Source organism: Paenibacillus sp. EB106-06-01-XG199 (genome assembly GCF_058791575.1).
The window spans coordinates 675793-699277 of the sequence record NZ_JBYTDQ010000004.1 but is presented as its reverse complement, the minus strand read 5'-3'; the positions used below and the strand labels follow the sequence as shown (position 1 = coordinate 699277).

The 23485-nt window shown below is 47.9% G+C and carries 22 protein-coding genes; 18 read left to right on the top strand and 4 right to left on the bottom strand.

What is annotated here, in order from left to right; genetic code table 11:
* The 11 genes from AC3WT9_RS18225 (at nt 1) to AC3WT9_RS18175 (ending at nt 12940) form a co-directional block, all read left to right on the top strand.
* Nucleotides 1-1065: a CpaE/TadZ family protein gene (locus tag AC3WT9_RS18225; RefSeq protein ID WP_341377573.1), complete on the top strand. Its 1065-nt coding sequence runs from the start codon at nt 1-3 to the stop codon at nt 1063-1065.
* Nucleotides 1062-2645, top strand: coding sequence for an ATPase, T2SS/T4P/T4SS family (locus AC3WT9_RS18220; RefSeq protein WP_341377574.1), 1584 nt, complete (start codon nt 1062-1064; stop codon nt 2643-2645). The genes AC3WT9_RS18225 and AC3WT9_RS18220 overlap by 4 nt, the downstream gene beginning before the upstream one ends.
* A gap of 13 nt (nt 2646-2658) precedes the next feature.
* The gene (locus tag AC3WT9_RS18215; protein WP_341377575.1) at nt 2659-3708 is read left to right on the top strand and encodes a hypothetical protein; all 1050 of its coding nucleotides are present in this window, start codon (nt 2659-2661) and stop codon (nt 3706-3708) included.
* An 11-nt stretch (nt 3709-3719) separates the two neighbouring features.
* Nucleotides 3720-4589 carry a hypothetical protein gene (locus tag AC3WT9_RS18210; RefSeq protein ID WP_341377576.1) on the top strand — a complete coding sequence of 290 codons (870 nt, stop codon included), beginning with the start codon at nt 3720-3722 and terminating at the stop codon, nt 4587-4589.
* Nucleotides 4590-4648: 59 nt separating this feature from the next.
* The gene (locus tag AC3WT9_RS18205; RefSeq protein ID WP_341377577.1) at nt 4649-4858 is read left to right on the top strand and encodes a hypothetical protein; all 210 of its coding nucleotides are present in this window, start codon (nt 4649-4651) and stop codon (nt 4856-4858) included.
* Nucleotides 4859-4864: 6 nt separating this feature from the next.
* Entirely contained in the window at nt 4865-5008 is a 144-nt protein-coding gene (locus AC3WT9_RS18200) for a hypothetical protein (RefSeq protein WP_156130821.1), read from the top strand.
* A gap of 15 nt (nt 5009-5023) precedes the next feature.
* The gene (locus tag AC3WT9_RS18195) at nt 5024-5404 is read left to right on the top strand and encodes a hypothetical protein (protein ID WP_038587089.1); all 381 of its coding nucleotides are present in this window, start codon (nt 5024-5026) and stop codon (nt 5402-5404) included.
* Nucleotides 5405-5424: 20 nt separating this feature from the next.
* The gene (locus AC3WT9_RS18190; protein ID WP_341090462.1) at nt 5425-5922 is read left to right on the top strand and encodes a hypothetical protein; all 498 of its coding nucleotides are present in this window, start codon (nt 5425-5427) and stop codon (nt 5920-5922) included.
* Between the two features lie 346 nt (nt 5923-6268).
* Nucleotides 6269-6868 (top strand): hypothetical protein, encoded by a 600-nt coding sequence (locus AC3WT9_RS18185; protein WP_341377578.1) that lies wholly within the window; start codon nt 6269-6271, stop codon nt 6866-6868.
* 1 nt (nt 6869) lies between these two features.
* Nucleotides 6870-9140, top strand: a complete 2271-nt coding sequence (locus AC3WT9_RS18180; RefSeq protein WP_341377579.1) for a hypothetical protein — start codon at nt 6870-6872, stop codon at nt 9138-9140.
* Nucleotides 9134-12940 carry a glycoside hydrolase family 78 protein gene (locus AC3WT9_RS18175; protein WP_341377580.1) on the top strand — a complete coding sequence of 1269 codons (3807 nt, stop codon included), beginning with the start codon at nt 9134-9136 and terminating at the stop codon, nt 12938-12940. Before AC3WT9_RS18180 ends, AC3WT9_RS18175 begins: the two co-directional genes overlap by 7 nt.
* A 30-nt stretch (nt 12941-12970) precedes the next feature.
* Here the strand turns inward: AC3WT9_RS18175 and AC3WT9_RS18170 are convergent, their stop codons facing one another.
* A complete protein-coding gene (locus AC3WT9_RS18170; protein WP_341090469.1) occupies nt 12971-13612 on the bottom strand; it encodes a hypothetical protein in 642 nt (213 codons plus the stop codon).
* Nucleotides 13613-14013: 401 nt separating this feature from the next.
* Here AC3WT9_RS18170 and tkt point away from each other — a divergent pair, with 401 nt between their 5' ends.
* Nucleotides 14014-16062 (top strand): transketolase, encoded by a 2049-nt coding sequence (gene tkt, locus AC3WT9_RS18165; protein ID WP_341090471.1) that lies wholly within the window; start codon nt 14014-14016, stop codon nt 16060-16062.
* Between the two features lie 34 nt (nt 16063-16096).
* On the top strand, nt 16097-16414 hold the full coding sequence (ppnP, locus tag AC3WT9_RS18160; protein ID WP_038587105.1) for a pyrimidine/purine nucleoside phosphorylase: 318 nt from the start codon (nt 16097-16099) through the stop codon (nt 16412-16414).
* A gap of 121 nt (nt 16415-16535) precedes the next feature.
* Here the strand turns inward: ppnP and AC3WT9_RS18155 are convergent, their stop codons facing one another.
* Complete coding sequence (locus AC3WT9_RS18155) at nt 16536-17021, bottom strand: GNAT family N-acetyltransferase (RefSeq protein WP_341377581.1); 486 nt, start codon at nt 17019-17021, stop codon at nt 16536-16538.
* 199 nt (nt 17022-17220) lie between these two features.
* Nucleotides 17221-18123, bottom strand: a complete 903-nt coding sequence (locus AC3WT9_RS18150) for an NAD(P)-dependent oxidoreductase (protein ID WP_341377582.1) — start codon at nt 18121-18123, stop codon at nt 17221-17223.
* Between the two features lie 293 nt (nt 18124-18416).
* On the opposite strand from AC3WT9_RS18150, the gene AC3WT9_RS18145 reads away from it, so the two are divergent.
* The 3 genes from AC3WT9_RS18145 (at nt 18417) to AC3WT9_RS18135 (ending at nt 21115) form a co-directional block, all read left to right on the top strand.
* On the top strand, nt 18417-19772 hold the full coding sequence (locus tag AC3WT9_RS18145; protein ID WP_341090475.1) for a glucose-6-phosphate isomerase: 1356 nt from the start codon (nt 18417-18419) through the stop codon (nt 19770-19772).
* A 125-nt stretch (nt 19773-19897) separates the two neighbouring features.
* A complete protein-coding gene (locus tag AC3WT9_RS18140) occupies nt 19898-20530 on the top strand; it encodes a YigZ family protein (RefSeq protein ID WP_341377583.1) in 633 nt (210 codons plus the stop codon).
* 3 nt (nt 20531-20533) lie between these two features.
* Entirely contained in the window at nt 20534-21115 is a 582-nt protein-coding gene (locus AC3WT9_RS18135) for a TetR/AcrR family transcriptional regulator (RefSeq protein WP_341090476.1), read from the top strand.
* A gap of 160 nt (nt 21116-21275) precedes the next feature.
* On the opposite strand, the gene AC3WT9_RS18130 is transcribed toward AC3WT9_RS18135, so the two are convergent.
* Nucleotides 21276-21677, bottom strand: coding sequence for a secondary thiamine-phosphate synthase enzyme YjbQ (locus AC3WT9_RS18130; protein ID WP_076111178.1), 402 nt, complete (start codon nt 21675-21677; stop codon nt 21276-21278).
* 198 nt (nt 21678-21875) lie between these two features.
* On the opposite strand from AC3WT9_RS18130, the gene cysT reads away from it, so the two are divergent.
* Together cysT and AC3WT9_RS18120 are read left to right on the top strand one after the other, a co-directional pair.
* Nucleotides 21876-22691 carry a sulfate ABC transporter permease subunit CysT gene (gene cysT / locus AC3WT9_RS18125; RefSeq protein ID WP_341119642.1) on the top strand — a complete coding sequence of 272 codons (816 nt, stop codon included), beginning with the start codon at nt 21876-21878 and terminating at the stop codon, nt 22689-22691.
* Nucleotides 22688-23485, top strand: coding sequence for a sulfate ABC transporter permease subunit (locus tag AC3WT9_RS18120; RefSeq protein WP_341377584.1), 798 nt, complete (start codon nt 22688-22690; stop codon nt 23483-23485). The genes cysT and AC3WT9_RS18120 overlap by 4 nt, the downstream gene beginning before the upstream one ends.

Genomic DNA, 23485 nt, shown 5'->3' with positions numbered 1-23485 from the left:
TTGAAAATTTTCAGTCTCGGTATGGATCAGCTAACCATTAACGAAATCAAGCTTGCCGGGTTCACGGTCATCACACAAAGTGTATTGCCCGAAGTCCAACATGCCGAAGGGCACATGCTGATGGTAACAAGCGATCAGGTGCCTGTTGCAGCCTTAAGCGGACTTCGCCAAGGTTACCCGGGTTCAACTATTTTATATATGTATCTGCAAAAGGGAGTCCGCGGCTATCAGTCTATACATATGTTGTGTGAGAGCCTTGGCATATTCTTCATTCCGCCCCGCTCAACATCATCGGCGGTGGTAGAGAAGCTGCGGTACATTCTGGAGGAGGAACACGAGGAGCGTGGAAATCTGGTCGGCTTTTTTGGATCCGGTCCGGGCATTGGCTGTACAAGTGTGGCCAAGCTGTTCGCCAGGAGGATTGCGGCAGCAGGACTGCGTGTGATTTTGCTCGGTTTGGATTTGTATGATCCAGGCTATGATCCCAAAACGGCCGTAAGTCTGGACAGGCTGCGTCCGCGTATTACCGGCAAGATGCTCCACCCCGAGGATTTCGCAGGGTTGGTTAAGCAGGAGGGATATAGTTATTTGCCGGGCAACTTCGATTACTTAAGCGCACAGGATTATCAGGAGGAGGAGATTGAATATTTGCTCACGGAAGCTAGGGCGAACGCAGACCTGGTGGTTGCCGATTTTGGCTCCATTCCCGAAAGTGCCGCGTGGTACGTAGGAATGCAGAAATCAGTGCTCCGGATGATCGTAACCCATCCCAAACACGAATATCGCCTTCAGCCCCTGATGGAACTGGCCGGACACATGGACCTCTATCCGCAGGACTTCCAGTGGATTATAAACCGCAGCAATGTCGAAGAGCTGACCTCGCCTAAGAATCTGGCGCTGCGGTTCGGCAGTGAGATTTTGCTTGAGCTGCCGTATTATCAGCCTTTTCTGGAATCACTGCCGCTTGGCAAAAAGGAGCTTCAGCAGGTAGACGACAAGGTCCACTCCCTGTTGGTTAGTCTTGGACTGGCGCAGGAAGCCCGAAAGAGAGGGATTTTTCAATGATCGAATACCGGGAAGAGATGTGGCAAACAGAACAGAAGCGGGGCCAGAAGCAAGATCACAGGAAGCCGCAAGGTAACCTTTACCCTCGTCCGTATATGGGGGACAATAGTCCGTCCGGTCTTGAGCCGAATAACCGGCACAGTTATCTGGACTCCCATCGGCCCTTCTCGCTGAAGCAGAGTCTGCTTCGCACCAGCAAGCCGGGCAAGGAGGACTTTTATAGCTTCCTGCAAAAGATGAAAAACGATATGAACGCCGGACTGGAGCGGGAGGATGACAGCTATTTTGAGCTGAATGGAAAGGCGCTGATCGGTGATCCGCAGGCGGTTAGCTTTTTTATGAACGAGATCGAGAAATACTTGCGCAAAACACCGTTCACCGGCAAGCTGCCGGAGGCATACCGGACAGCGGCAGAAGCGCTTTTTCACGAATGGAAGGGCTTTGGGCCAGCCTACCGCTGGTTCACGGACCGGGCGTACAGCGAATCTACCGGGCTGCAGATGATCGGTAAGCAAATTTTTTATAACCACCGCGGGAAATTTGTGTCTTACCCGTATGAAATGCCTTCGCTTGACCGGGTCGAGCAGTTGAAGCGCTCCCTGCTGAAAAGTGATCCCAACAAAAAGCTGAACAAAGACAATCCTTCGGTAGAGTTCAAAATGGATGATCCGCTCTGGCCCGGACGGTTCATCCGGCTCGCGATATGGGTGTCGCCAAGGGTGTGGGACGGCTTTACGACCATCTCGCTGCGCCGCCAGGTTGTGGAGTTTCTGGATCTGGAGGATCAGGCCGGTACGGAATGTATTCCTGCCGAAGCAATTGAACTGATCCGGGCGTTAGCGGGCACGTTCCGCAACACGATTATTGCCGGGGCAGTGGGTTCGGGCAAAACCACTTTTGCCAACACGATTGTCGGGGAGCAGCTGCTCGGTTCCACCTCCTGCATGGGAGTGGTGATGATCGAGAAACATCCGGAGTCGATTTTGCCGTACCAGATTAAAGGTCACCGGATCATTCCGATCCAGGCTGCCAACGAAGAGCTGATGGAAGTTGGGGTGGAGTCGCTGCGGCATGATCCCAATATCCTATATATGACCGAGATGCGCTATAACGAATGGGAGTTTTACCTGTGGAGCGGGGAAAAGGGCTATGACGGCATCACGGGAACCTTTCATACGGTGGATTCGGAGGATATTCCTTATCAGGGCGCTTTTGCCGTGTCCACACGGATCGGAGGCAGTCTGAAGGGACATCTGATCTCCGCGCTGAAGTCCTGTGAGCTGGTGTTTATTCTGGAAAGCGTTCCGGACGGGAAAAAGCGGCTGGCGCGGATTTCTGAGGTTTTTTATGAAGAAGGCAGCAATTCGGTGTTTGCCAATGATCTGATGCGCTGGGAGGATGAGAAATCCGCCTGGAGCTATAATGACAAGCTGACAACAGCCCTGATGACCAAGATGAAAAAGAAAAATGCACAGGCAACACGTCTGCTTCTCCATGAGCTGGGGCATCTGGCCGCTATGAAACCGATGGAAGGACCGCTGAAGGAAAGCCTGAAATCGAGGATTGTGTTGAACGAATGAGGGGGCGGAGAGTGTGGAGCTAATCTTTTATATAATCCGCTTTGCTCTTCATGTGCTGGTTGTCTGGGGCATCTGGCTATTAGTGAAGCCGCTTGTGGATCGGCATTTGCGGGAGTTCGGACAAAAAATAGACTATCGGATGAACCTGAGGGTCAGTCTTTTCGGCAAAAAGGTCAGCGGGATCAAAAAAAGAATGTGGCTGTACCGGCATCTGGATGATCTGCTGTATTTCTCACACCGGAAATATGAGCCTGGCCTCAGTGTCATGCGTTTCTCCATGCGGACGGTCTTTCTGTTCACAGCGGTTTTCTTGTCCGGTCTGTTGACGTTAAAAGAGCTGCCGGGACAGATGAGCTTCAGCAATCCTTTTTTGGAGGGGATCAGCTTCAATGAACGGCTGCCGGTTAAAGGTGCTTGGCGCCTTCCGTTATTTGTGGCAGCAATCTCAGCGAGCGTTCCCTATTTGCGGATGAGATACACCCATGCCCAGAGAAAAGTGCGCGGAAGCTACGATTTGCTTGATGTCATCAAAATTGCTACCAAATTCACGCATTTATCGGTAGATGCTATTTTGTCCAGAACGTCTGATTTCCTGACCGAAGATAATGTGCTGAAGACTCCCCTACGGTTACTGGGTGCGGCATTCGCTAATTACAGTAATGAAAGTGAGCTGAATGAGGAAGCAGCCAGATTCTCCGGGGCGATCGGGACAACCTTCGCTGTAGAATTCGTGTCAGACCTGCTGTATTGCGAGAAGGAAGGCACCCGTTATTTAAAAAGCTCGCTCATGATGCTGAATCAGTCCATGGAGCAGCAGCGGGAGACGATTCTGACGGTAAAAGCCGGGAGCAGGGATGCAATCAGCCTGGGGCTGTACGGCAACCTGATAGTGCTCGTATCCTCTGTCGGAACTTTTATTTACATGCTGAAGCCTGATGTTTATTTTAAGCTGCAGTTTGAAACTTCAGTCGGCATTATTTTTCTGACGATCATTATCTCCGGGCTTTTTATTTCTTTCATCATTAGTACCATTCTCGCCAGACCCAAACTGGACTACCACTAAGGTGATGAACTATGGATAGATTATTGCTATTAATCTCAATACTTGGTGTTGTATATCTCTCGCTGTTGGTCTTTGTGAGCAGCAGCAGCAGGCAGGAACGATATGTTCACCGGTTAGGCGTGAAGTGGAAGGCGCTGGGGGAACGTGTGCAAAATGAGCGGCTGCAGCAATTACTGCATGGCAGCGGCCTCTCGATATCTGCAGGCAAAATCACACTGTTTCGTTATTCGGCGGCATTGATTTATTTAGCTGTTCAGGTGACGGGTGATTTCATCCGCTCAGTTCCCTTTTCCATCTATGATTTGCTGATTGCTTTACTGATTCTGCTCATCACCAGTCCGCTGCGTTATCTGCCGTTTGGCTGGCTGCTCACTTGGCTGCATCAGAAAGCGCTGATTCAAAAAGACGGTGAACTGATCTCCTTCATCCGCCTCTACGAGAACAACCGGCTGCGCAAGCGGGGGTACATGCAGTTTGGTGCCTTCTGTGCAGGAACAGCCAGCCATTTCCAATACATCCGCCAGGATTTATATGAGCTGTCCGAACGGGCAGTCGATGAGGGGAACGAGCGGGCAATCGAATGGTTCTGCGGTGAATTTCCAGACGGTCATGCTTTTATCAACGATATCCGCTCAATCCTGCTGGCCACGGAGGGGATGGATGATGACACGGAAGCGGCGAACTATTTGCGGGAACAAGGCAAGATCATTACCAAAATCTCCAGCGATCAATATCTCAAAAAATGGTCGTTTATCGGCGACGTTTCCACCATTATCAACGTGATCCCGTCGCTTGCCACTTTCCTGATGATCGTCTCGCTGGCCATGCAGTACATCATGCTGATTAAGGGCAATTTTAACGGTGTGGGGATGTTTCAGTGAGGTTTTTGTTATATTCAAGCATCACTATAAAATATACAATTAAAAGGGAGATATTAACAATGAAAAAAGACGCTATTTCTACTGGACTGTTCATCGCTATCGGATTTCTCTGTGTTGCCATTGTAATTGCCATTTTGGTTCCTTTGGTACGTGATGTGGTCTCTAAGGCGGATGATAACAGACCCGATATCCCTGGTGTAACTATGCTTCAACCTGCCCAGCCGGGGCAAATGGCTCTGGGTGATATTTTACCCCATCAAGTGGGCTAAGACGATATGAAAAAAGACTCCATTTCAGTTGCTATGTTTCTGGCTATCGGTTTTGTGATTGCGGGGATCTTTATTGCGGCAGCAACAGACATCATTGGCGGAAGCCAGGACGATATCATTACACATACCAAGCAAGTGGAGCAGTATTAAAAGGGGGCGATAAGTTTGAAGGCAACCGTCCTCCGCGCTTTGTTTATGTGGCTTGTCTTATTCATCATCCTGCAGCCGATCTTTACGTACATCGATTATTTGCTGGATTTGCAGGTCAAAGCCAACACCTCCTATATTACGCAAAAAGCGGCAACAGAAGGCATGGTTACGGCTTCGTTGCGAAGTGAGGTCATTGCGAATCTGAAGGCAGTTGGATTTCCTGAAGCTTCAATTGCAATCACAAGCAGTACGACGAGTGTGCAGGAGCGCAAACAGCGGCTTGATGTGTATGTTACCGCACCGCGGATGAATCTGTTTCCCTATAATTTCTCAGGCATGTCTCAACCGACACGTTATTATGGCCATGGATCGATCATGAGTGAGTATCTTGACTGATTAAGGGATGAAGCTAATTTATGGATTATATTATTAAGCTGGCCTTTGTTCTGCTGATTTTTATTTATTCCTGGTTTTTTCAGATCCAGAATCAGGAGTGGGACATGCTGCGCAGTATGCTGAAGGATGCCAACAATATGGCTGTCCACGATGCATCACAGGAACTGAATGAAGCCGCACGGGCACAAGGCCGTCTGATCATCGACCCTGCTGAAGCTTACGCCACCTTCCGGCAGTCGCTTCAGATTAATCTGGGCCTGGATGGCGGCCTCTCCCCCTTGGCAGGCAGCAGGCTCCAGACGCAGGTGAAAATTGTAAAGTTCGACATTGTGGATGAATCCACCGGAGTGAATTTTCCGTTCCTTTACGAAGACAGCGCCCATGGCATCGCCAAATACATACAAGGCCCCTCGGTCATCGCTGTTATCGAGACCAAACATCCGGTGCTGGTCACCAGAGCTAAAGTTCAGGAGGCCATTATTGTACCGGCGGTGCAGGAGTATAAGCTGAATGAGTGATTTTGTCAGATGCAGGATATCTGCTATATCAGTTGAACTAAAGAACTGGCTAGAGACTAAAGCAGGAGGGGGATTTTGGAACTGTAGGAGCGATAGCGAGCGCCTTTGTCTCCGGATTTCAACCGTAAAGAGTGGTACAAATCAAGAAATCCGGAGACAACAGTGTAATCGGTAAGTACAAGATCAACGAACTGTTTTGAGATGATAGATTCGTTGGATAGGGAGGGCCATTTGACAGCTTAACTTGAATAAGACTATTGATGTCTTATCCAGGTCTCCCACAGGTATAGTTATCGATCCTGTAAATAGATGCCTTACTAAATATGAATATAAGGGGAAATTCAAAATGAAAAAGACAATGATTAAAGCAGCTTTAGCAGGATCGATGTTGTTTAGCGGGGTATTTGGGCAGGTTGTGGTTACAAACGCAGCAGCAGCAAAACCAGCAGCTACAGCTGCTCCAGTAGTAAGGGACAACCTTTCAAGTTATGGTCTGAAAAAGGATATCGAACTGCCGGTGACTGTAACGACAGGTGGTTTCAGTTATACGCTTGAGAAGATCATGATCATGGAAACAAAGTCTGCTGCTGCTCAAGCGTTGATTAAAAAATACGGTTATTGGGTTGATGGGAAATACTTTATCTGGACTAAGATTACCATAGCAAATAAAAGTGGGAATATCGTTGAGCAAAATGCTAATAACCTAAGCGACAAGTGGAGAATATCCTTTGGTGACTTAAGTCATTTAATGTTACCTATAACACCAGTGAATACCCTTGGTATTTCTAATAGCAAAGAAGCTCTTGCGGACTGGGGTTTAAAATCGGGTGAAAAACTTTGTACTTATCAAGGATTCTCTTATGATGGTGATTTAAATTATTTATATATAGGGGCTGAATATAAAAATTTCAATGAATATAAATATATCGTTCTTAAGGTGAAGTGAAATGAGGAAAATTATTATTACAATTTTTTGTATTATGATATTATCACCGGTTGCAACATTTACTGCACAGGCTGCTGACACGAAGTCCACATCAATTGCAATTCCAATAACAACTGGGTTGACGGGAGCACCTAATAGCACGAAGTCTTTCACTCTGGATCTTCCCAGTGGAGTAACCAGCACCTCTATTAAAACAGGAACATTGAAATACAATGGGAATAATGCTGTGGTCGGAAATATTTCCGTTTTGAACGGAAAAATACTTCTCACGCTAAGGGGGAATGAAAGAACAGAATCATTCCCTGTATATGGGTATAAAAATATATGGGAGAATAGTTTTATTTCTAATGTAGGTAATTCAATTTGGCGTTATTCGGACGGTAGAAGATGGCAAATAAATAATTATATACCTGAAACTAGAACTCAATACACCTTTAATGTAAATGCTGGTGATTCTGCTGTTCCGTCTAATTTCCCTCCAACAACACCTGTTAAAACTTTTTCTGAGCCTGTAAATCCGAATACAGCAACTTGGTTTAGTGCAAGTGAAGAAGAGGTTTCGTTCAGTAGCGTATTACAGTCAAGTATTCAAATTAAACATTTAGATCTACAGGGTGGCTCAGGTACAATCTCTCCGTTAGGCGATAGATATATTGTAGCTTATACAGTACCAACAGCTTTCATTATGGAAGAGAAGGTTTCAGATGATTTTGATAAAGGGCCATGGGTAGTAGGAAGGTTATATCATCTTAAGTTACCATACTATTTCAAAGGAAAAGTCAAACAAACCACATACAGCTACGCCGGCAATGTCTCCTTTGATTATGCTCTTCAAGAAGGACCATCTCTTACCGGATTAGTCGTCGTTAACAAACCCGATCCCAATCCATTCAAATATGCTAATGCGGATGTGCCGGTCAATTTGACCCTAAAAGGAATACTTTCGGGGTATGAAAATTCCTCTAACATCGCAGAATGGGTGTTTTATGCGCAGGAAAAAGAAAGCCCCAGTACGTTAGACACCAAGAAAAGTTTTGAGAAAAGTAAAACAAGCAGTCAGGCATTTAGTAAATTTAAGATCCCAAAGATGAAAGTTGAAAACAGTACAGATAATTATCAGCAGGTTTATGAATTACGGGTTACGGTACGCTTCAGCAAGCCGATAGAGACGAAAGAGGGGAAGAAAGATTTTCTCTCCGAAAAGTTAGAGGCTACCGTGGAAGTTTATAAGGGCGAACCCACCGTTAGCTTCCCTCCTAATATCGAAGAACCGCCAACTCCAAAGGGTAGGCCTCCTGTAGCTTCCATTTTTGCTAACCCTATCGTTAAAGCCGGGGATGAACTTGTTGCTAACGGTTCGGGATCTTACGATCCGGATGGAGACATTAACGGCTATTATTTCGCATCAGAGGGAGCCAATTTCGTGTCCTATTCTCAAAAAGGAGACTTGGCCACCCTGTGGTACCCCTCTGAACGAGTGGGGCAAAATTCCATCGGGCTTACGGTAGTGGACAAGGACATGATGATCGACAGTGCGGGTACCTTCGTCCGTGTCATTGAGCCGATTCCAGAGGCGCTCCTGGAGATCGGCGGGACGAAGAAGCAGAATCGCAAGGTGACGCTGATCGACAAGAGTACCAGCCCGAAACATTATCCAATCAAAACCGATAAAACGAAAATCACCATTTCTGCGGTGGCCGGGGCTGGAGGCAGTAATGCAGCAATCAAGTATAGCGGCAGCTTAAATGGTATATATCAAAAAGATGTTCTGTTTAGGGAGCCGGGGCTATATAAGGCTATCATTTATGTAGAGAACACTTTAGGGTATAGCGCAACGAACGAAGTCACCTTTGAAATTGTGCCGGATGATCCGCCGATCATGTATTTCTCCACACCGGGGAGAGTTTACCGCGATCCGCAAAAGGGGAACAAAGCGATAGTCACTCTGGATGATCTGTCCTATTCGCCTGACGGCGATATCATCAGCCGTAGAGTGTGGGAGTACCGTTTTGATTCGGACAACGATAAGAGTTTTGCTGACGAATCCTGGGTGGTATTCAGCGATGCAAATGAGCACCGGCTAAATTTGGAACTTTCGCATGTGGGTAGATATGAGATCCGGCACACTGCATATGAAAGCTTCAATCAACCGACCATTGATGAATTTGTGACAGCAGCCGATCGGAGACATGCCGATTCATCGGATCAGCATATTGATGAGAAAATTGTGGAGGTAGTGAATCTTGGACCCGAAGGGGATTGGACATGGTAAAACGGATCGTAACTGTACTGCTCTGCTGGTTGATGGTCCTTTCAGTGTTCCCGGAAGCTTTTCCGGGAACAGCTAAAGTGAACGCTCTGGATACAAATATTATCCAATATGCAGATGTAATCATACCCGCATGGAGTGATACTTTATCTTATTCCGACGATGAATACGGAATTATAAGAAACGGTACTTTGATATTAGATGCATCTGAGACCACGATTACAAATATAACGTTTAATAAAATCACTAAAGAATTTAATTATAGAATTCTTCCCGCCCAGTATCGGGCAAGGAGAACAAATATTTCTAGAGATATGTATATAGGAAACAAGGTTCAGTTCGGTATGTATATGGGGATTAGAGATGATCTTCCGGATTACCCTTGGTACAATCCAGTGGATGAAATGCATTTTACTACCACTCAAGATTATCTTCCGGAAAAAAACCCACCAGAGCAAAATGAACGAGAAGTAGATACGATGGTGGATATTCTACATGATAGTCATGATCCTTTCAAAGAATATGAAGCCGAATATCCGGGGGTCCAAAAGCGAATCGTCAACCCACCAAAACAAATGGAAGTTGAGGTAAGCTTGCAGAATGATGTAGCTGATTACAATCATTCTAGAACTTTTAGAATAAGGAAAGTTATGAGTTTTGATCTGGTAGTCAACTCAACGCCTACTTTGTCACTCACAACACCAGGTGGCCAAACGCTGCAAAATGATGCGGGTAAAAGTCTTCTTAATGTGGAGGGCTATGTACAGGATGCGGATAATAATGATGTTACCGTTAGTGTAGAAGTCCCTAATGTGTTGTACAAGAAAATTATCGTGCCCAAAGCACATAATACCAAAGCGTTTTCGATCCCTATTGATGTTCTGGAGGATGCGATACCTCCAGGAGACTACACGGTAATTGTGAAGGCGGTCGATCCCTCAAATGCTTCAGCCTCTGCTTCGATGTCCTTTAAAGTGAGGCAACGGTTAAAACGTAGTGCATTCGTGCTTATTAATAGCCAAATCCAGAACAGCACATCATATAGCGATTATGAGGGAGATGCCAAATACGCGGAGCGTTTTAAATACCAGCATAATCCCGATTATTTTGACAACAGTATGGGCCTGCTTGCAGATTCCGGAGCCTGGAGGAATTCGCCGTATGATTCCTTTCCATTCACCGGTTACTATGTCGTTACCTATCAGCCCAAGGATACGCCAACGGCGGATAATCGATTCAGTGAATACCGTATGTGGGGCAGTGACAACTTTACGAAGCTTTCCTTCCAGGTACACCGCAAGCCGATTGCCTTATTCACTGCTAAATTAGTCGGAGGAGCTTTGCAGATCACCGACAGTTCCTTTGACTCCGATCATATCTCCAGAGTGGATAAGGGGTTAACACAGCGGCAGTGGCAATATAAAAAAGGTGACGAAGAGCTATGGAAAGATGGTACTCCTTCAGGGACGTTATCATCTACCGAAAACTATGTTATCCGCCTGCGGGTACGAGACATAGACGGAGAAAATGCTTTGGGTGTGTGGAGTGACTGGTGTGTACGCACGGTTGGCACAGCGGCGGGGAACCTGCCTCCGGTAGCACTGTTTACCGTAGAGCCGAGCACCGTTTCCTACCGGAAGGCAACCACGGTCACCGACAAATCCTTTGATCCCGACAATGACCCACTGGATACCTATCAATGGTCCGTCGTGAAAAATGGTTCACAGACGGTATGGTCCTATACCGGTGGAGCCAACACACCGCCGAATATCGCCAGCAATGGAGTAGGAAGTTATCAACTGACCTTAAAAGTACGCGATAACCGCGGATTATGGTCTGAGCCTTACAGCCAGAGCGTGACGGTAATGAATCATCCCCCGATTGCTGACTTCAATATGCCTTCGGAGGTATACCGGGATACCGTTATTGCCCTAGAAAACTTGACTCCAGATCCGGACAAGGACGGTGACAGCTTGTCCTATGTTTGGAAAACAGCGAACCGTGAAGGTCCATATTATGCTGTAGGGACCAATCGAAATCAGACTGTGGTCATGCAAAATCTAATTAACGCGAACAGTCTTTCGCCCAAACAATCCATCTCGGATCGATGGGAGATGAAGCTAACCGCATCTGACGGATCGCTGAGTTCAACAGTTTCCCGGGCGTTCACCGTGCTGAATCATATTCCAACAGCGAAGATTATCGGGAAGACACAAGTTTATCAGGATGACACACTTACATTCAATTCAGGGGACGTAGACGAAGATACAGCGGATCAGCACACACTTCGGTATTACTGGAATGTTACGGACAGCAGCGGCCAAATGAAGAGCTATGCGACCCCGAATGTAGAGGTGAGTTTTCCAGAGACAGGTACCTACCGTTTTGAGCACTGGGCGATTGACCAGATTGGGGCGAAGTCCAATATCGCCACCTTGGAGGTCAGTGTTATTCCAAATCTGCCGCCAGCGCTGACACTCACCACTCCGGTAGGGACGGCAGCAAGTCCTTCCATCATTGATGCGCAGCTGCTGGGAGATCCGCTAGTGAAGTGGACATACTCCGATCCGGAGAACGACGCGCAAGAGAAGTATTTATTAGAGTTTTATGACAAGGACGGATCATTAGTTAAAACCATTCAGAACAATGATCCCACCGGCACGCTACGGCAGTATCAGATTCCGAACCCGACTTTTGAGCGGTTCGTATACTTTTATCTGTACGGCCGAGCATACTCCAAAGGTTCCTGGTCGGAAATTTCAAATGAGAAAGCCTTCATCCTCGACAATCCGCCGCAACCGGGCTTCACCTTACTGACGGACACAGGACGTAATGCAGCCCTGGTGCCGATCTACCGGACGGATGTCTTGAATATAAAGGATAAGGCGACAGATCCGGATATCGTGAAGGGCGATAGCATCAGCCATAAGTATTATTTGAAGCCGGCAGGCGGAACCGAGAGCTTAGCCAGCGGGCAGAGCAATTTCAGTAAGCAGTTCACCACTAACGGGACTTTTACGCTGCGACAGGTAGTCACAGACTCCCTGGGGCTGTACCGGGAATTGTCGCAGTCCATCACTGTGGCCAATCGGCTGCCAACGGTGAACATTACGTACCCGACCAGCAGCAGTCAGGCAAGTCCAACGGTAGTCAACACGCTAACCCTGATTATCAAGTGGGAGTACCAGGACGAAGATGGAGATCTGCAGCAGCGGTATAAAGTGCGAATCATAAATCTTACGACCGGGGCTGTGACTGTACAGTCGGGGGAACAGACTTCAAGTGCGAAGCAGTGGGAGATCCCGGCAGGAAGCCTGGCAGAAAATCAGAAGTATGCAGTGGAGGTAGAGGCGTTTGATGGCTTCGGCTGGAGTAACGTTTCCCCACGTAAATATTTTATGGTCAATCTGCTGACGGTCAAGGGCGGAGTGCAGCACACAGGGGAGTGGAACAAGAATAGGCAAGCTTATAATTTAAAAAAGAGCGGGAATGCGGAGAGTCCGCGGGGCTACAACATCTTTTGGGCGGGAGAGAGTTTTGTACTTGAGGCAAAAACCACGGGTATGCCAGATACAGTTGATGTGACCATGACGGGTGGCTACACGGTTCAATTGAATCCGGTGAACAGCGACAGAACGCTGTGGACTGGCGAACTGTATGATCCCGCTTTTGAAAAGCTGCCGGATGGTCCGGTTGCGTTCACTTTTACCGCTAAAAATGAGTTTAATACCAAAACGGATACTGTGACAGTAACTATCATGGGGGAATGGACCGAATATTTTCAGAATCACCGGATAAAATAAAACAAAACCGGACGGGCGGAGGGATAATCGTTAGACGATTCCCTCGGCTCGTTCTTCTGCTGCTCTTAACATTCTTGAACCTAGCGAGGCAGTTGAAGCAGCAGATCCGTTTTTCGTTCCCTGGGTTATGTAAGATCTTTGTGTTCTGCGCATATAGTAGGACAGTTTGCCGCTGTAAATTTTATGAGCGCACAGCGATGAGGCGAAATCTTCAGGCGTCACGAAGCAAGAGGGCTTATCTACAGGCTGAAACGTAATTTCTTCAAACAAGGAGGCGACAAAATGGGAACAAAAATAAGCGTCCTCCCTGTCTATTTTTATGTTCAGCAGGACTCCAATCAGGCCCAGGAGATGGTATTTATAGCGCTCTTGATGCTGCATCATGCCCTGCACATGGTTGTACATCGTCTCGTATTCCGTATTGCTGACTCTGAGCTGATAGATTGCACAATTCGCACTGCTGTAAAAGGGGTCAATAAAGTTCTCGTGAATGAGCCCCGCAACAAACGGGTTGTACATTTTTTTTCTTCCAAAGCTGTATACCTCGCGCAATTCACTGTCAAAGGCGATCGAAGCATGATTCAGCTCAGCTTTCGTGAACCATTTGATTAATCCGCTGAAGGCGGTACCCGTCCCGGTAAGCACAATATAGATATCTCTATTTGCGGTCATGTTCGAAATTCCTTTCTTCTGGAAGTATTGTATCATCCGGTTAAACCGTTAATTGAAGTATCTTCATCTTACTGTATAATCCAGCTTTGTAAAACAAACTTTAGTCTTAACTCAAAACTGGACCAAAGGCTAAGTTGACATAAGTTAAAACTTCACCTTAAACGCTTATCAGAATGCTACCGCCAGTTAGCATAGCATTTTTTTACATAAGAGCCGCTAGGGTTCATGCTTCAAGATGCAAGTATTATTTGTTTTGGGGGAAATCAGGTATAGGATGTTTGGGAGATACAAAATATAAGCTGTTGAAACCTAGAGTTTACAAAAACAATTGGAATTGCTTCCACATTAGTGATACAATAATAGTCAAAATGACATTCTTGATTTAGAGGAGGATTATTGTAATGACAGAACAGGCAAAAGAACAAGCGATCCACAAAGAAGAAAATTCAACGGTGGATAACCTGGCCATCACAACCATCCGTACTTTGGCAATCGATGCAATTGAAAAAGCCAATTCCGGACATCCAGGAATGCCGATGGGTTCAGCCCCAATGGGCTACCAGCTGTTCGCGAAAACAATGAACCACAACCCGGATCACCCGACTTGGGTAAACCGTGACCGTTTTGTACTGTCTGCAGGACATGGCTCCATGCTGCTATACAGCTTGCTGCACCTCAGCGGATATGATCTGCCAATGGAAGAATTGAAGCAGTTCCGTCAATGGGGCAGCTTGACACCAGGCCATCCGGAATTCGGACACACTGCCGGTGTTGACGCTACTACGGGTCCGCTTGGACAAGGTATCGGTATGGCGGTAGGTATGGCTATGGCTGAAGCTCAGCTTGGTGCTACTTATAATAAAGATGAACATAATGTAATTGACCACTATACGTATGCAATCTGTGGCGACGGCGATTTGATGGAAGGAATTTCTTCCGAATCCGCATCGCTTGCAGGACATCTCAAGCTGGGCAAATTGATTGTAATGTACGATTCAAATGATATCTCCCTTGACGGCAAGCTGAATCTTGCGTTCTCCGAAAATGTAGCTAAACGTTTTGAAGCGTATGGCTGGCAGGTTCTTCGTGTAGAAGACGGCAACGATCTTCCGGCGCTGGGTAAAGCACTTGCCGAAGCGCAAGCGGACAGCAGCAAACCGACACTTATCGAAGTTAAGACTGTTATCGGCTACGGAAGCCCGAACAAACAGGGTAAAGGCGGCCATGGCGGTACTCACGGTTCCCCGCTCGGTGCAGACGAAGCGAAACTTACGAAAGACTTCTACAAATGGGTATATGAAGAAGATTTCTATGTACCTGACGAAGTGCGCGCCCGTTTTGCTGAAGTGAAGGAAAAGGGTATCGCGGCTAACAAAGCTTGGGATGAAAAATTCGCTGCCTACAAAAAGGCTTACCCTGAGCTTGCAGCACAGCTCGAAACTGCAATCAGCGGCGAGCTGCCTGAAGGCTGGGATGCCAAGCTTCCATTCTTCAAAGCAGAAGACAAAGCGGTATCCACCCGCGTAGCTTCAGGTAATGCACTGAACGCCCTTGCTGCCGGTGTTCCTCAATTGGTGGGCGGTTCCGCTGACCTTGAGAGCTCGACAATGACACATTTGAATGGCCTGACACAGTTTACTTCCGACTCCTATGACGGCCGCAACATCTACTTCGGCGTACGCGAGTTCGGTATGGCTGCAGCGATGAACGGGATTGCACTGCATAGCGGTCTCAAAGTATTCGGCGGTACCTTCTTCGTATTCACCGATTACCTGCGTCCTGCGGTTCGTCTGGCTTCGATCATGAAGCTGCCGGTAACCTACGTGCTGACACATGACAGTATTGCTGTCGGCGAAGACGGCCCTACCCATGAGCCGATTGAACAACTGGCTTCCCTGCGCATTATTCCAGGTCTTACTGTGATTCGTCCGGCGGATGCCAACGAAACTTCCGCGGCTTGGGCCTACGCAGTGGAGAACACCTCGAATCCGGTAGCGCTGGTGCTTACCCGCCAGAACCTGCCAATCCTGCCTGGTACAGTTGAAGGAGTGCGCGATAATATCAAACGCGGCGGATATGTTGTCTCCGACTCCAAGAATGGCACACCGCAAGCACAAATCATTGCTACCGGTTCTGAAGTGCAGCTGGCTGTAAAAGCACAAGCAGCGCTTGCTGAAGAAGGTATTGATGTGCGTGTTATCAGCTTGCCGAGCTGGGATCTGTTCGAGAAACAGGATAAAGCCTACCGGGATTCCGTCATTCTGCCTGAAGTAAAAGCTCGTCTGGCGATCGAAATGGCGCAAACCTTCGGCTGGGAACGTTACACAGGTGACCAAGGCGATATTCTGGGCATCACAACCTTCGGAGCTTCTGCACCTGGCGATACTGTAATTAAAGAATATGGCTTCACAGTGGAAAATGTAGTCAGCCGCGTAAAAGCCCTGCTATAATATACGCATTAAGGACAAGGGGGAGAATGAGCACATGAGTCAGTTCACCAACGCGACAATTCAAAAAGCAGCCAATATTTATTACGATGGAAAAGTTACCAGCCGTACAGTCATTTTGGAGGACGGAACTAAGGTGACACTCGGCATTATGCTCCCTGGTGTGTATGAATTCGGCACGGATGGTCCCGAGACCATGGAAATTTTGTCCGGTGATCTGAAGGTACTGCTTCCCGGCACAGAGGTGTGGAAGGAAATTAAAGGAGCGGAGACGTTCCACGTTCCCGGAAATTCCAAGTTTGCACTGGAAGTATTCGGCTTAACTGATTATTGCTGTTCTTACCCGATTCTGTAACAATAAGTGCTTCAACCTGGAAGTCCCGCGTTTATGGCGGGGCTTCTTTTTTTGTCTTCGCTGGAAAAATGATAGGGAACCTCACGCCACTTTTGCCGTATTGGATCGTTTAAGGGATGATTTATGCTGTTACATTGGAGCTGATCCGCTCGTACTCAAAAAATGCGTCTTGACTGTCAGGATCCCCGATTACTCCGGTCTGGACGAATTCCATTTTCTTATAGAAGTGATGATTTCTTATGGCCCAGGAAGGGGTGTCGAGTGACCATCTCTTTGCGCTTGGGTAGCTGGCAAAGAGGAAATGAAATGCTTCCTGTCCGAATCCGCGATTCTGCTGGAGGGGGTCAATAAAGATCCGGAGGAGAAGGAATTCGTCTTCCCCGGAAGCAGGGAATACGATCATTCCGCCGATAATAACGCCGTCAGCAAGAAGCTTAAAATAATGGCCTTTCTTCATCATTTCTGCCTGCCAAGCAATGGAATCGTAACCTGGCGGTCCGTCTTCCGCTTTATTCCGATACTTAAGTGCATCTTCGTCGAATGTTCTTTTCTGTATTTCAGCCAATACCGGAGCATCTGAAGGGTCAGCCGGAAGAATATTCAGCATGGGGTTCCTCCTTGAAATGATATGTACTTAATTTCACAATCAATATTCGTCAATGGACAGGCAGATTCCTGCATGGATATTCCTTACAATAGGTTAATAACGGCCTCACAGAGAGCGGTGCGACAACCCCGGCCATACAGCAAAAACAGACGCAGCCTGTACTTCCGGCTGCGTCTGAAAATTCAGCTATATTAAATTTCTACTCCTGGCTAGCGCCAGCGCCAATCTTCTGGCCGATCCACTCTTCATAACATTTGACGACAGCAGAGAGATCTTCATCACCGTACCCTTGGGTATATCCGGCTTGGAACATACTTTTGGCAAGGCCAAGCATCGGTGAAGGCACACCTGTGAGATCGCTGAGCGAGGAGGCGAGCTTCAAGTCCTTCAGCATTAATGCGAGTGAGAATTGGTTGCTGAAGTCATTTTCGATGATTTTGCGGCCTTTGAGCTCTGCCTGCTTGCTGCCGGCTGAACCGTTCTGGACGAGCTCAAGGAATTTGTCCGCAGGAACGCCTGATTTCACGGCGATAGAGAAGCCTTCAGCGAGGGCGACATTATGAATCCCGACCATGGCATTATGGGCGAGCTTGGCAACGGCACCGCTGCCGTTGTCACCCATGTGCAGCAGCTTGCGGCCAAGCGTGTCGAAGATATCGCGGTGTTCTTCAATCACCTCTGCGCTGCCGCCAACCATGAATACCAGCGTGCCTTCGACAGCCGCTGGTTTGCTGCCGGTGACAGGCGCATCGAGGAATTTTCCGCCGCGTTTTTCCACCGCTGCTGCGATTTCCCGCACCAGTCCGGGTGAGATCGTACTGGAATCGATGATAACGGCTCCCGGTTTAAGGGCCTCCAGGATGCCGCCCTGGCCGTAGAATACTTCCCGGATCGAATCATCATTGCTGATCATGGTCATAATAACATCCTTACCCTCTGCGGCGTCCTGCGGAGTAGATGCACTCAACGCGCCTTCTGTAACGAGAGGCTCGCATTTAGAGGCTGTACGATTATATACCGTAACCTGAAAACCGCCGCGCAGAAGGTTGGAAGCCATGGGGGCTCCCATTGTACCGAGTCCAATAAAGCCGATCTGTTTCATTCCATTTCCACCTTCGCTCTTTGAGATTACTATAGAAATTGAACCTGTAGTTCCCGGCTCAGATTCTTTAGCCATGTTTTTCTACATTCTATCACGGCACCCGGGCTTGTTCCACAGGAGAGGCTCCCATGATTACACGGCAAACGCTTCCATGAAACTTCCAAAAACATGGTTCTAAAGCCGGGGATGTGCCTTAAGACCTTGCCAGTCAAGGCGATTTAAAGTATCCTAATTATAAAGTTGTAACAAACGGTGTCAAATCTAAAGAGATAAACAGGAGGTTACCATTACCGATGTCCAAGAAGATTAATTTTGACTACACCAAAGCTCTTTCCTTCTTCAGCCAGCAAGAGATCGATTATTTTGCCGCTCCCGTGAAATTGGCTCATGAACAGCTTCACAACAAGAGTGGCGCAGGTTCCGACTACCTTGGCTGGATTGATCTGCCTACAGCCTATGACAAGGAAGAGTTCGCACGTATTCAACAAGCTGCCAAGAAAATTCAAAGTGATTCCGATGTACTCATCGTTATCGGTATCGGCGGTTCGTATCTGGGCGCACGTGCTGCCATTGAAGCACTTTCGCATTCCTTCTACAATAACCTTTCGAAGGACCAACGCAAAACGCCGGAAGTTTATTTTGCCGGTAACAATATCAGCTCTACATACATCACGCACCTGCTTGATCTTGTAGAAGGCAAAGACTTCTCCGTGAACGTCATTTCCAAATCCGGAACAACCACTGAACCGGCTATTGCCTTCCGCATTTTCCGCGCAGCGCTGGAGAAGAAATACGGCAAGGAAGAAGCACGCAAACGTATCTACGCTACTACTGATAAGGAGAAAGGCGCGCTCAAGAAGCTGGCGAATGAAGAAGGCTATGAGTCGTTTATTATTCCTGATGATGTAGGCGGCCGTTATTCCGTGCTGACGCCGGTAGGCTTGCTGCCAATCGCCGTAGCAGGAATCAACATCGAAGAAATGATGCAAGGGGCTGCAGCCGCAGCGGATGAGTTCAACAACCCTGATGTGGCTACTAACCAGAGCTATCAATATGCTGCAGTACGTAACGCTCTATACCGCAAAGGCAAAACAACGGAAATTCTCGTGAACTACGAGCCGTCGCTGCATTTTGTATCTGAGTGGTGGAAACAGCTTTACGGCGAAAGCGAAGGCAAGGATTTCAAAGGAATCTATCCTTCTTCTGTAGACTTCTCCACAGATTTGCACTCGATGGGCCAATTCATTCAGGAGGGTAACCGCAACATCTTTGAAACAGTTATCCAAGTGGAGAAGGTGGAGCATCATGTAACGATCGAGAACGACCCGGATGATCTGGACGGTCTGAACTTCCTGACCGGCAAGACAATGGATTTCGTTAACAAGAAGGCTTTCCAGGGAACCATGCTGGCGCACACGGACGGACAAGTGCCGAACCTGATCGTTACCATCCCTGATCAAACGCCATATACTTTCGGTTATCTGGTGTATTTCTTTGAAAAAGCCTGCGGTATCAGCGGATATCTGCTGGGTGTTAACCCGTTCGATCAACCGGGCGTAGAAGCATACAAGAAAAATATGTTCGCGCTGCTGGGCAAACCGGGTTACGAGAAAGAAAAGGCTGAGCTCGAAGCCAGACTTACTGAGTAGTACCATTGCCTAACACAGAACATTCATACTAAGTAATCATCAGGGAGCAGTCCATAGGTAATCTATACCGGGGCTGCTCCTAAACTATATCAAGTTATCATACGTAGGTAAGGACTGGAATAAGGATGCTGGAACAATATCGGACGGTGCGTTCTCCCGGTTTCCGGGAAGTCGTAATCCGTAAATCACGCTTCATCGGTCATGTAATGCCGGTGGAGAATGAAGAAGAAGCGGTGCAATTTATCGAGAGCATCAAGAAGCAGCATTGGAATGCTACACATAACTGCTCTGCTTATACGATTGGTGAGAGGGACGAGATTCAGAGGCAATCGGATGACGGGGAACCGAGTGGAACGGCCGGTAAACCGATTTTGGAGGTAATCCGCAACCAAGGTGTTAAAAATGTCGCAATTGTTGTTACCCGTTATTTTGGAGGCATCATGCTGGGAGCAGGAGGACTTATCCGGGCGTATACGGATGGGGCAGTGCTGGCACTCGAAGCTGGAGAAGTAATCACCCGTGTGCTGAGGCGGGAAGTATTCGTGGAAATCGAGTACACCTGGCTGGGCAAGGTCGAAAATGAGCTGAGAAATAAAGGCATTAAGACCGGAGAAACTTCGTTCACAGATAAGGTCAAACTGCTGTGTCTCCCGCGAAATGATGAAGGCGACGCATTTAAGGCATGGATAACAGATCTTACTGAGGGGCAATCCCTGGTAACTGAAGGGCGGCGGCTTTACTACAGCGAAGGGGAATAAGATATGGCAAGAAGAGCAGTGGAGAGAGAGTTGTCGAGGGAAAGAATATTGGAGGCGGCAAGGCATCTGTTTATCACCAAAGGATACCGGGCAATTTCCATGCGCAGCATCGGTCAGCATTTGGGGTATAGCCACGGCTCTCTTTATTATCATTTCAAGGAAAAGGCGGAGTTGTTCTACGCCATTGTAGTAGAGGATTTCAATCATGTGGCAACACTGCTTAATGAAGCAATGAACAAACCGCCTGAACCGGGAATGACCCGGGTGGAGCAGCTTATTATGGAGTTTATCCGCTTCGGACTGGATCATCCTTACCAATATGAGATTATGTTCATGATCCGGGATGAAGAGCTGCTTGCTTATTGTCGAGCGGAACAGGGACGATGTTTTGAGTTATTCTCAAGTATTGTACGCAGCCATATGAAGGAAGAGGGTTATGTTTCGGAGGATTGGCAGAGCGTGCCATTAACCTTGTTTTTATCCGCTCACGGATTCATTTCTTATTACATTCAGGATAAAGTTTCTTTCGATGATGTCAAAGTGGCCGCATTGACACATGTCAAAGTACTAAGCCGCAGTTTGTAAAAACACTGTTTTTCTAGCCCTTCACACTTTAGAACGTTGCATTGGTATAACTTTGCATGGCGAAAGTGTTATAGAGGCTATGCATTGTATAGAAGGCGGATCCCCGAAACTGGCGGAGCCGCTTTTTCTATACAATAATAGCTATAACTTTCGGGTCTGCCTACCCCTCGACAATTTTCAGATAACACTGCCGCCGTCTCGGCCCGTCGAACTCGCAGAAGTAGATGCCCTGCCAGCGTCCAAGCAGTAGTGCGCCTTCGTGGATAATAATGCTCTGTGAGGGACCGGCCGTAATCGATTTCAGATGAGCGGCGGTATTTCCTTCCGCATGACGGTAGTTGGGATGCTCCCAGGGAAAAACTTCGTCAAGTCTCATCAGCACATCGTGCTTCACGTCGGGATCGGCATTTTCGTTGATCGCAATTCCTGCGGTGGTATGCGGGCAATACACGACGATAATCCCGTTCTGTACACCGCTCTTTTTAACATAGGAAATAACTTCGCGGGTAATATCCCGCAATTCGTCCCGCTTGCTGGTCGTGATCTCCATGGTATGAAGCATTAGTTTGTATCTCCTTTCGGTGCTGCAGAAGTTGGAATGATAATATATTTTACCCCAAAAGTCTGTGAAAGTAATTGACGATACCAGAGGCATTTGGTAAAGTAGTGATAATATTAAACCAAGTATATTAATAGGAATAATTATGGGTATAAAGGCAAGTAAACCGACCGGTAAGCCGGAGGTGGGGGGACTTATAACTTGAATTCGCTGCTTAGACACAAGGGTTGGACTTGGGGATTTCGCTCAACTATACTGTTGTATTTCGTAATTCTTATCGTTTTGCCTATACTGGGCGTCTATTACAATTCATTTTCGCTAGGGTTCGGCAGTTTTGCTGAAGCGATAAGCGACCCAATTGCCTGGAAGTCGGTCTTCTTGACCTTAAAACTGGCCGTTATTGCCACAGTTATTAATGTTGTACTCGGCACGATGATTGCCTGGGTCCTTATACGTTATCAATTCCCCGGCAAGGCACTGTTGAACAGTCTTGTTGATCTGCCTTTTGCCCTGCCAACAGCAGTAGGTGGACTGATGATTCTCCTGCTGCTGGGTCCAGGCAGCCTGATTGGCGGGCTCGCGGAGGCGCTGGGCTTTGAAATTGTGTTTCATCAACCGGCGATTGTAATCGCTATGGTTTTTGTAACTTTCCCCTTCGTAATCCGTGCGGTTCAGCCGCTGCTGGAGGAGCTTGACCCTTCCGAGGAAGAAGCGGCTTATACGATGGGAGCCAAAAGCAGCCGCGTATTCAGGCAGGTCATTCTGCCCTCCATGGCACCGGGGATGATCAGCGGCGGGATGCTGGCCTTCTCACGTGCGCTTGCGGAGTTCGGAGCGGTTGTATTGGTAGCAGGCAATATTCCGGGCCGTACACTCGTCTCTTCCGTTTTTATTTTCGGGGAAGTGGAGAGTGATAATCCGGTGGGGGCTGCTGCGGTTTCCATCATTCTGTTGACGTTGTCCTTTCTTATTCTCTGGATGATCAATCTGCTGCAGATGCGGGGGAGACGGTCATGAGAAAATTATGGATTGGACTAACTTACCTAGTATTTTTCCTGCTGATTGCTGCGCCGCTGGGCAAGATGGCCATGGGGGCCTTCAGTGAAGGCGTCGGCGGCTTCTGGGCCGCCCTGAGCAGACCGGAGGCGCTGCATGCACTGATGATGACCGGGTTTGTCGTAGTTGTCGTTACGCTGCTGAACACGCTGTTTGGCATTATGATGGCTCTTTATCTGGTGCGGGCAAACTGGCTGGGGAAACGGGTAAAAGGGCTGCTAAACAGCATTGTAGATTTGCCCTATGCGGTATCTCCGGTTATCGGCGGGCTGATGATTGTGCTGCTGCTGGGCCCGGACAGCGCTTTGGGGTCAATCTTCGAACAAATCGGACTGAAGATTGTGTACGCTTTTCCCGGGATGGTCATTGCTACGCTCTTTGTAACCTTCCCTTTAATGGTGCGTGAAGTGATGCCGGTGCTCCAGGAGATCGGTTCACAGCAGGAAGAGGCGGCTTCAACGCTTGGAGCCTATGGCTGGACAACATTTTGGAAGGTGACCTGGCCGTCGATCCGCTGGGCGGTAATCTATGGTGTAATTCTAACGGTTGCGCGCTCGCTTGGTGAATTTGGTGCGGTGCTTGTCGTTTCCGGCAACATCATGAACAAGACCCAGACCGCGACCACCCTGGTCTACCAGGATGTCGAGAATTTCAATGTAACGGCTGCGGGCGGGATAGCGCTGGTGCTGGCCGCATTTTCCGCGGGTCTGCTGCTGCTGATGGAATGGAGCAAGAGAAGAAAGGGAGTGCATTAG

Excerpts from the sequence above, each read along its gene's own strand:
- tkt (WP_341090471.1), top strand. The coding sequence starts at position 14,014 with ATGACAGAACAGGCAAAAGAACAAGCGATCCACAAAGAAGAAAATTCA.
- AC3WT9_RS18150 (WP_341377582.1), bottom strand. The coding sequence starts at position 18,123 with ATGAAACAGATCGGCTTTATTGGACTCGGTACAATGGGAGCCCCCATG.
- AC3WT9_RS18170 (WP_341090469.1), bottom strand. The coding sequence starts at position 13,612 with ATGACCGCAAATAGAGATATCTATATTGTGCTTACCGGGACGGGTACC.
- AC3WT9_RS18185 (WP_341377578.1), top strand. The coding sequence starts at position 6,269 with ATGAAAAAGACAATGATTAAAGCAGCTTTAGCAGGATCGATGTTGTTT.
- AC3WT9_RS18135 (WP_341090476.1), top strand. The coding sequence starts at position 20,534 with ATGGCAAGAAGAGCAGTGGAGAGAGAGTTGTCGAGGGAAAGAATATTG.
- AC3WT9_RS18145 (WP_341090475.1), top strand. The coding sequence starts at position 18,417 with ATGTCCAAGAAGATTAATTTTGACTACACCAAAGCTCTTTCCTTCTTC.
- AC3WT9_RS18190 (WP_341090462.1), top strand. The coding sequence starts at position 5,425 with ATGGATTATATTATTAAGCTGGCCTTTGTTCTGCTGATTTTTATTTAT.
- AC3WT9_RS18220 (WP_341377574.1), top strand. The coding sequence starts at position 1,062 with ATGATCGAATACCGGGAAGAGATGTGGCAAACAGAACAGAAGCGGGGC.
- ppnP (WP_038587105.1), top strand. The coding sequence starts at position 16,097 with ATGAGTCAGTTCACCAACGCGACAATTCAAAAAGCAGCCAATATTTAT.
- AC3WT9_RS18155 (WP_341377581.1), bottom strand. The coding sequence starts at position 17,021 with ATGCTGAATATTCTTCCGGCTGACCCTTCAGATGCTCCGGTATTGGCT.
- AC3WT9_RS18205 (WP_341377577.1), top strand. The coding sequence starts at position 4,649 with ATGAAAAAAGACGCTATTTCTACTGGACTGTTCATCGCTATCGGATTT.
- AC3WT9_RS18175 (WP_341377580.1), top strand. The coding sequence starts at position 9,134 with ATGGTAAAACGGATCGTAACTGTACTGCTCTGCTGGTTGATGGTCCTT.
- AC3WT9_RS18140 (WP_341377583.1), top strand. The coding sequence starts at position 19,898 with ATGCTGGAACAATATCGGACGGTGCGTTCTCCCGGTTTCCGGGAAGTC.
- AC3WT9_RS18180 (WP_341377579.1), top strand. The coding sequence starts at position 6,870 with ATGAGGAAAATTATTATTACAATTTTTTGTATTATGATATTATCACCG.
- AC3WT9_RS18130 (WP_076111178.1), bottom strand. The coding sequence starts at position 21,677 with ATGCTTCATACCATGGAGATCACGACCAGCAAGCGGGACGAATTGCGG.
- AC3WT9_RS18210 (WP_341377576.1), top strand. The coding sequence starts at position 3,720 with ATGGATAGATTATTGCTATTAATCTCAATACTTGGTGTTGTATATCTC.
- AC3WT9_RS18120 (WP_341377584.1), top strand. The coding sequence starts at position 22,688 with ATGAGAAAATTATGGATTGGACTAACTTACCTAGTATTTTTCCTGCTG.
- AC3WT9_RS18200 (WP_156130821.1), top strand. The coding sequence starts at position 4,865 with ATGAAAAAAGACTCCATTTCAGTTGCTATGTTTCTGGCTATCGGTTTT.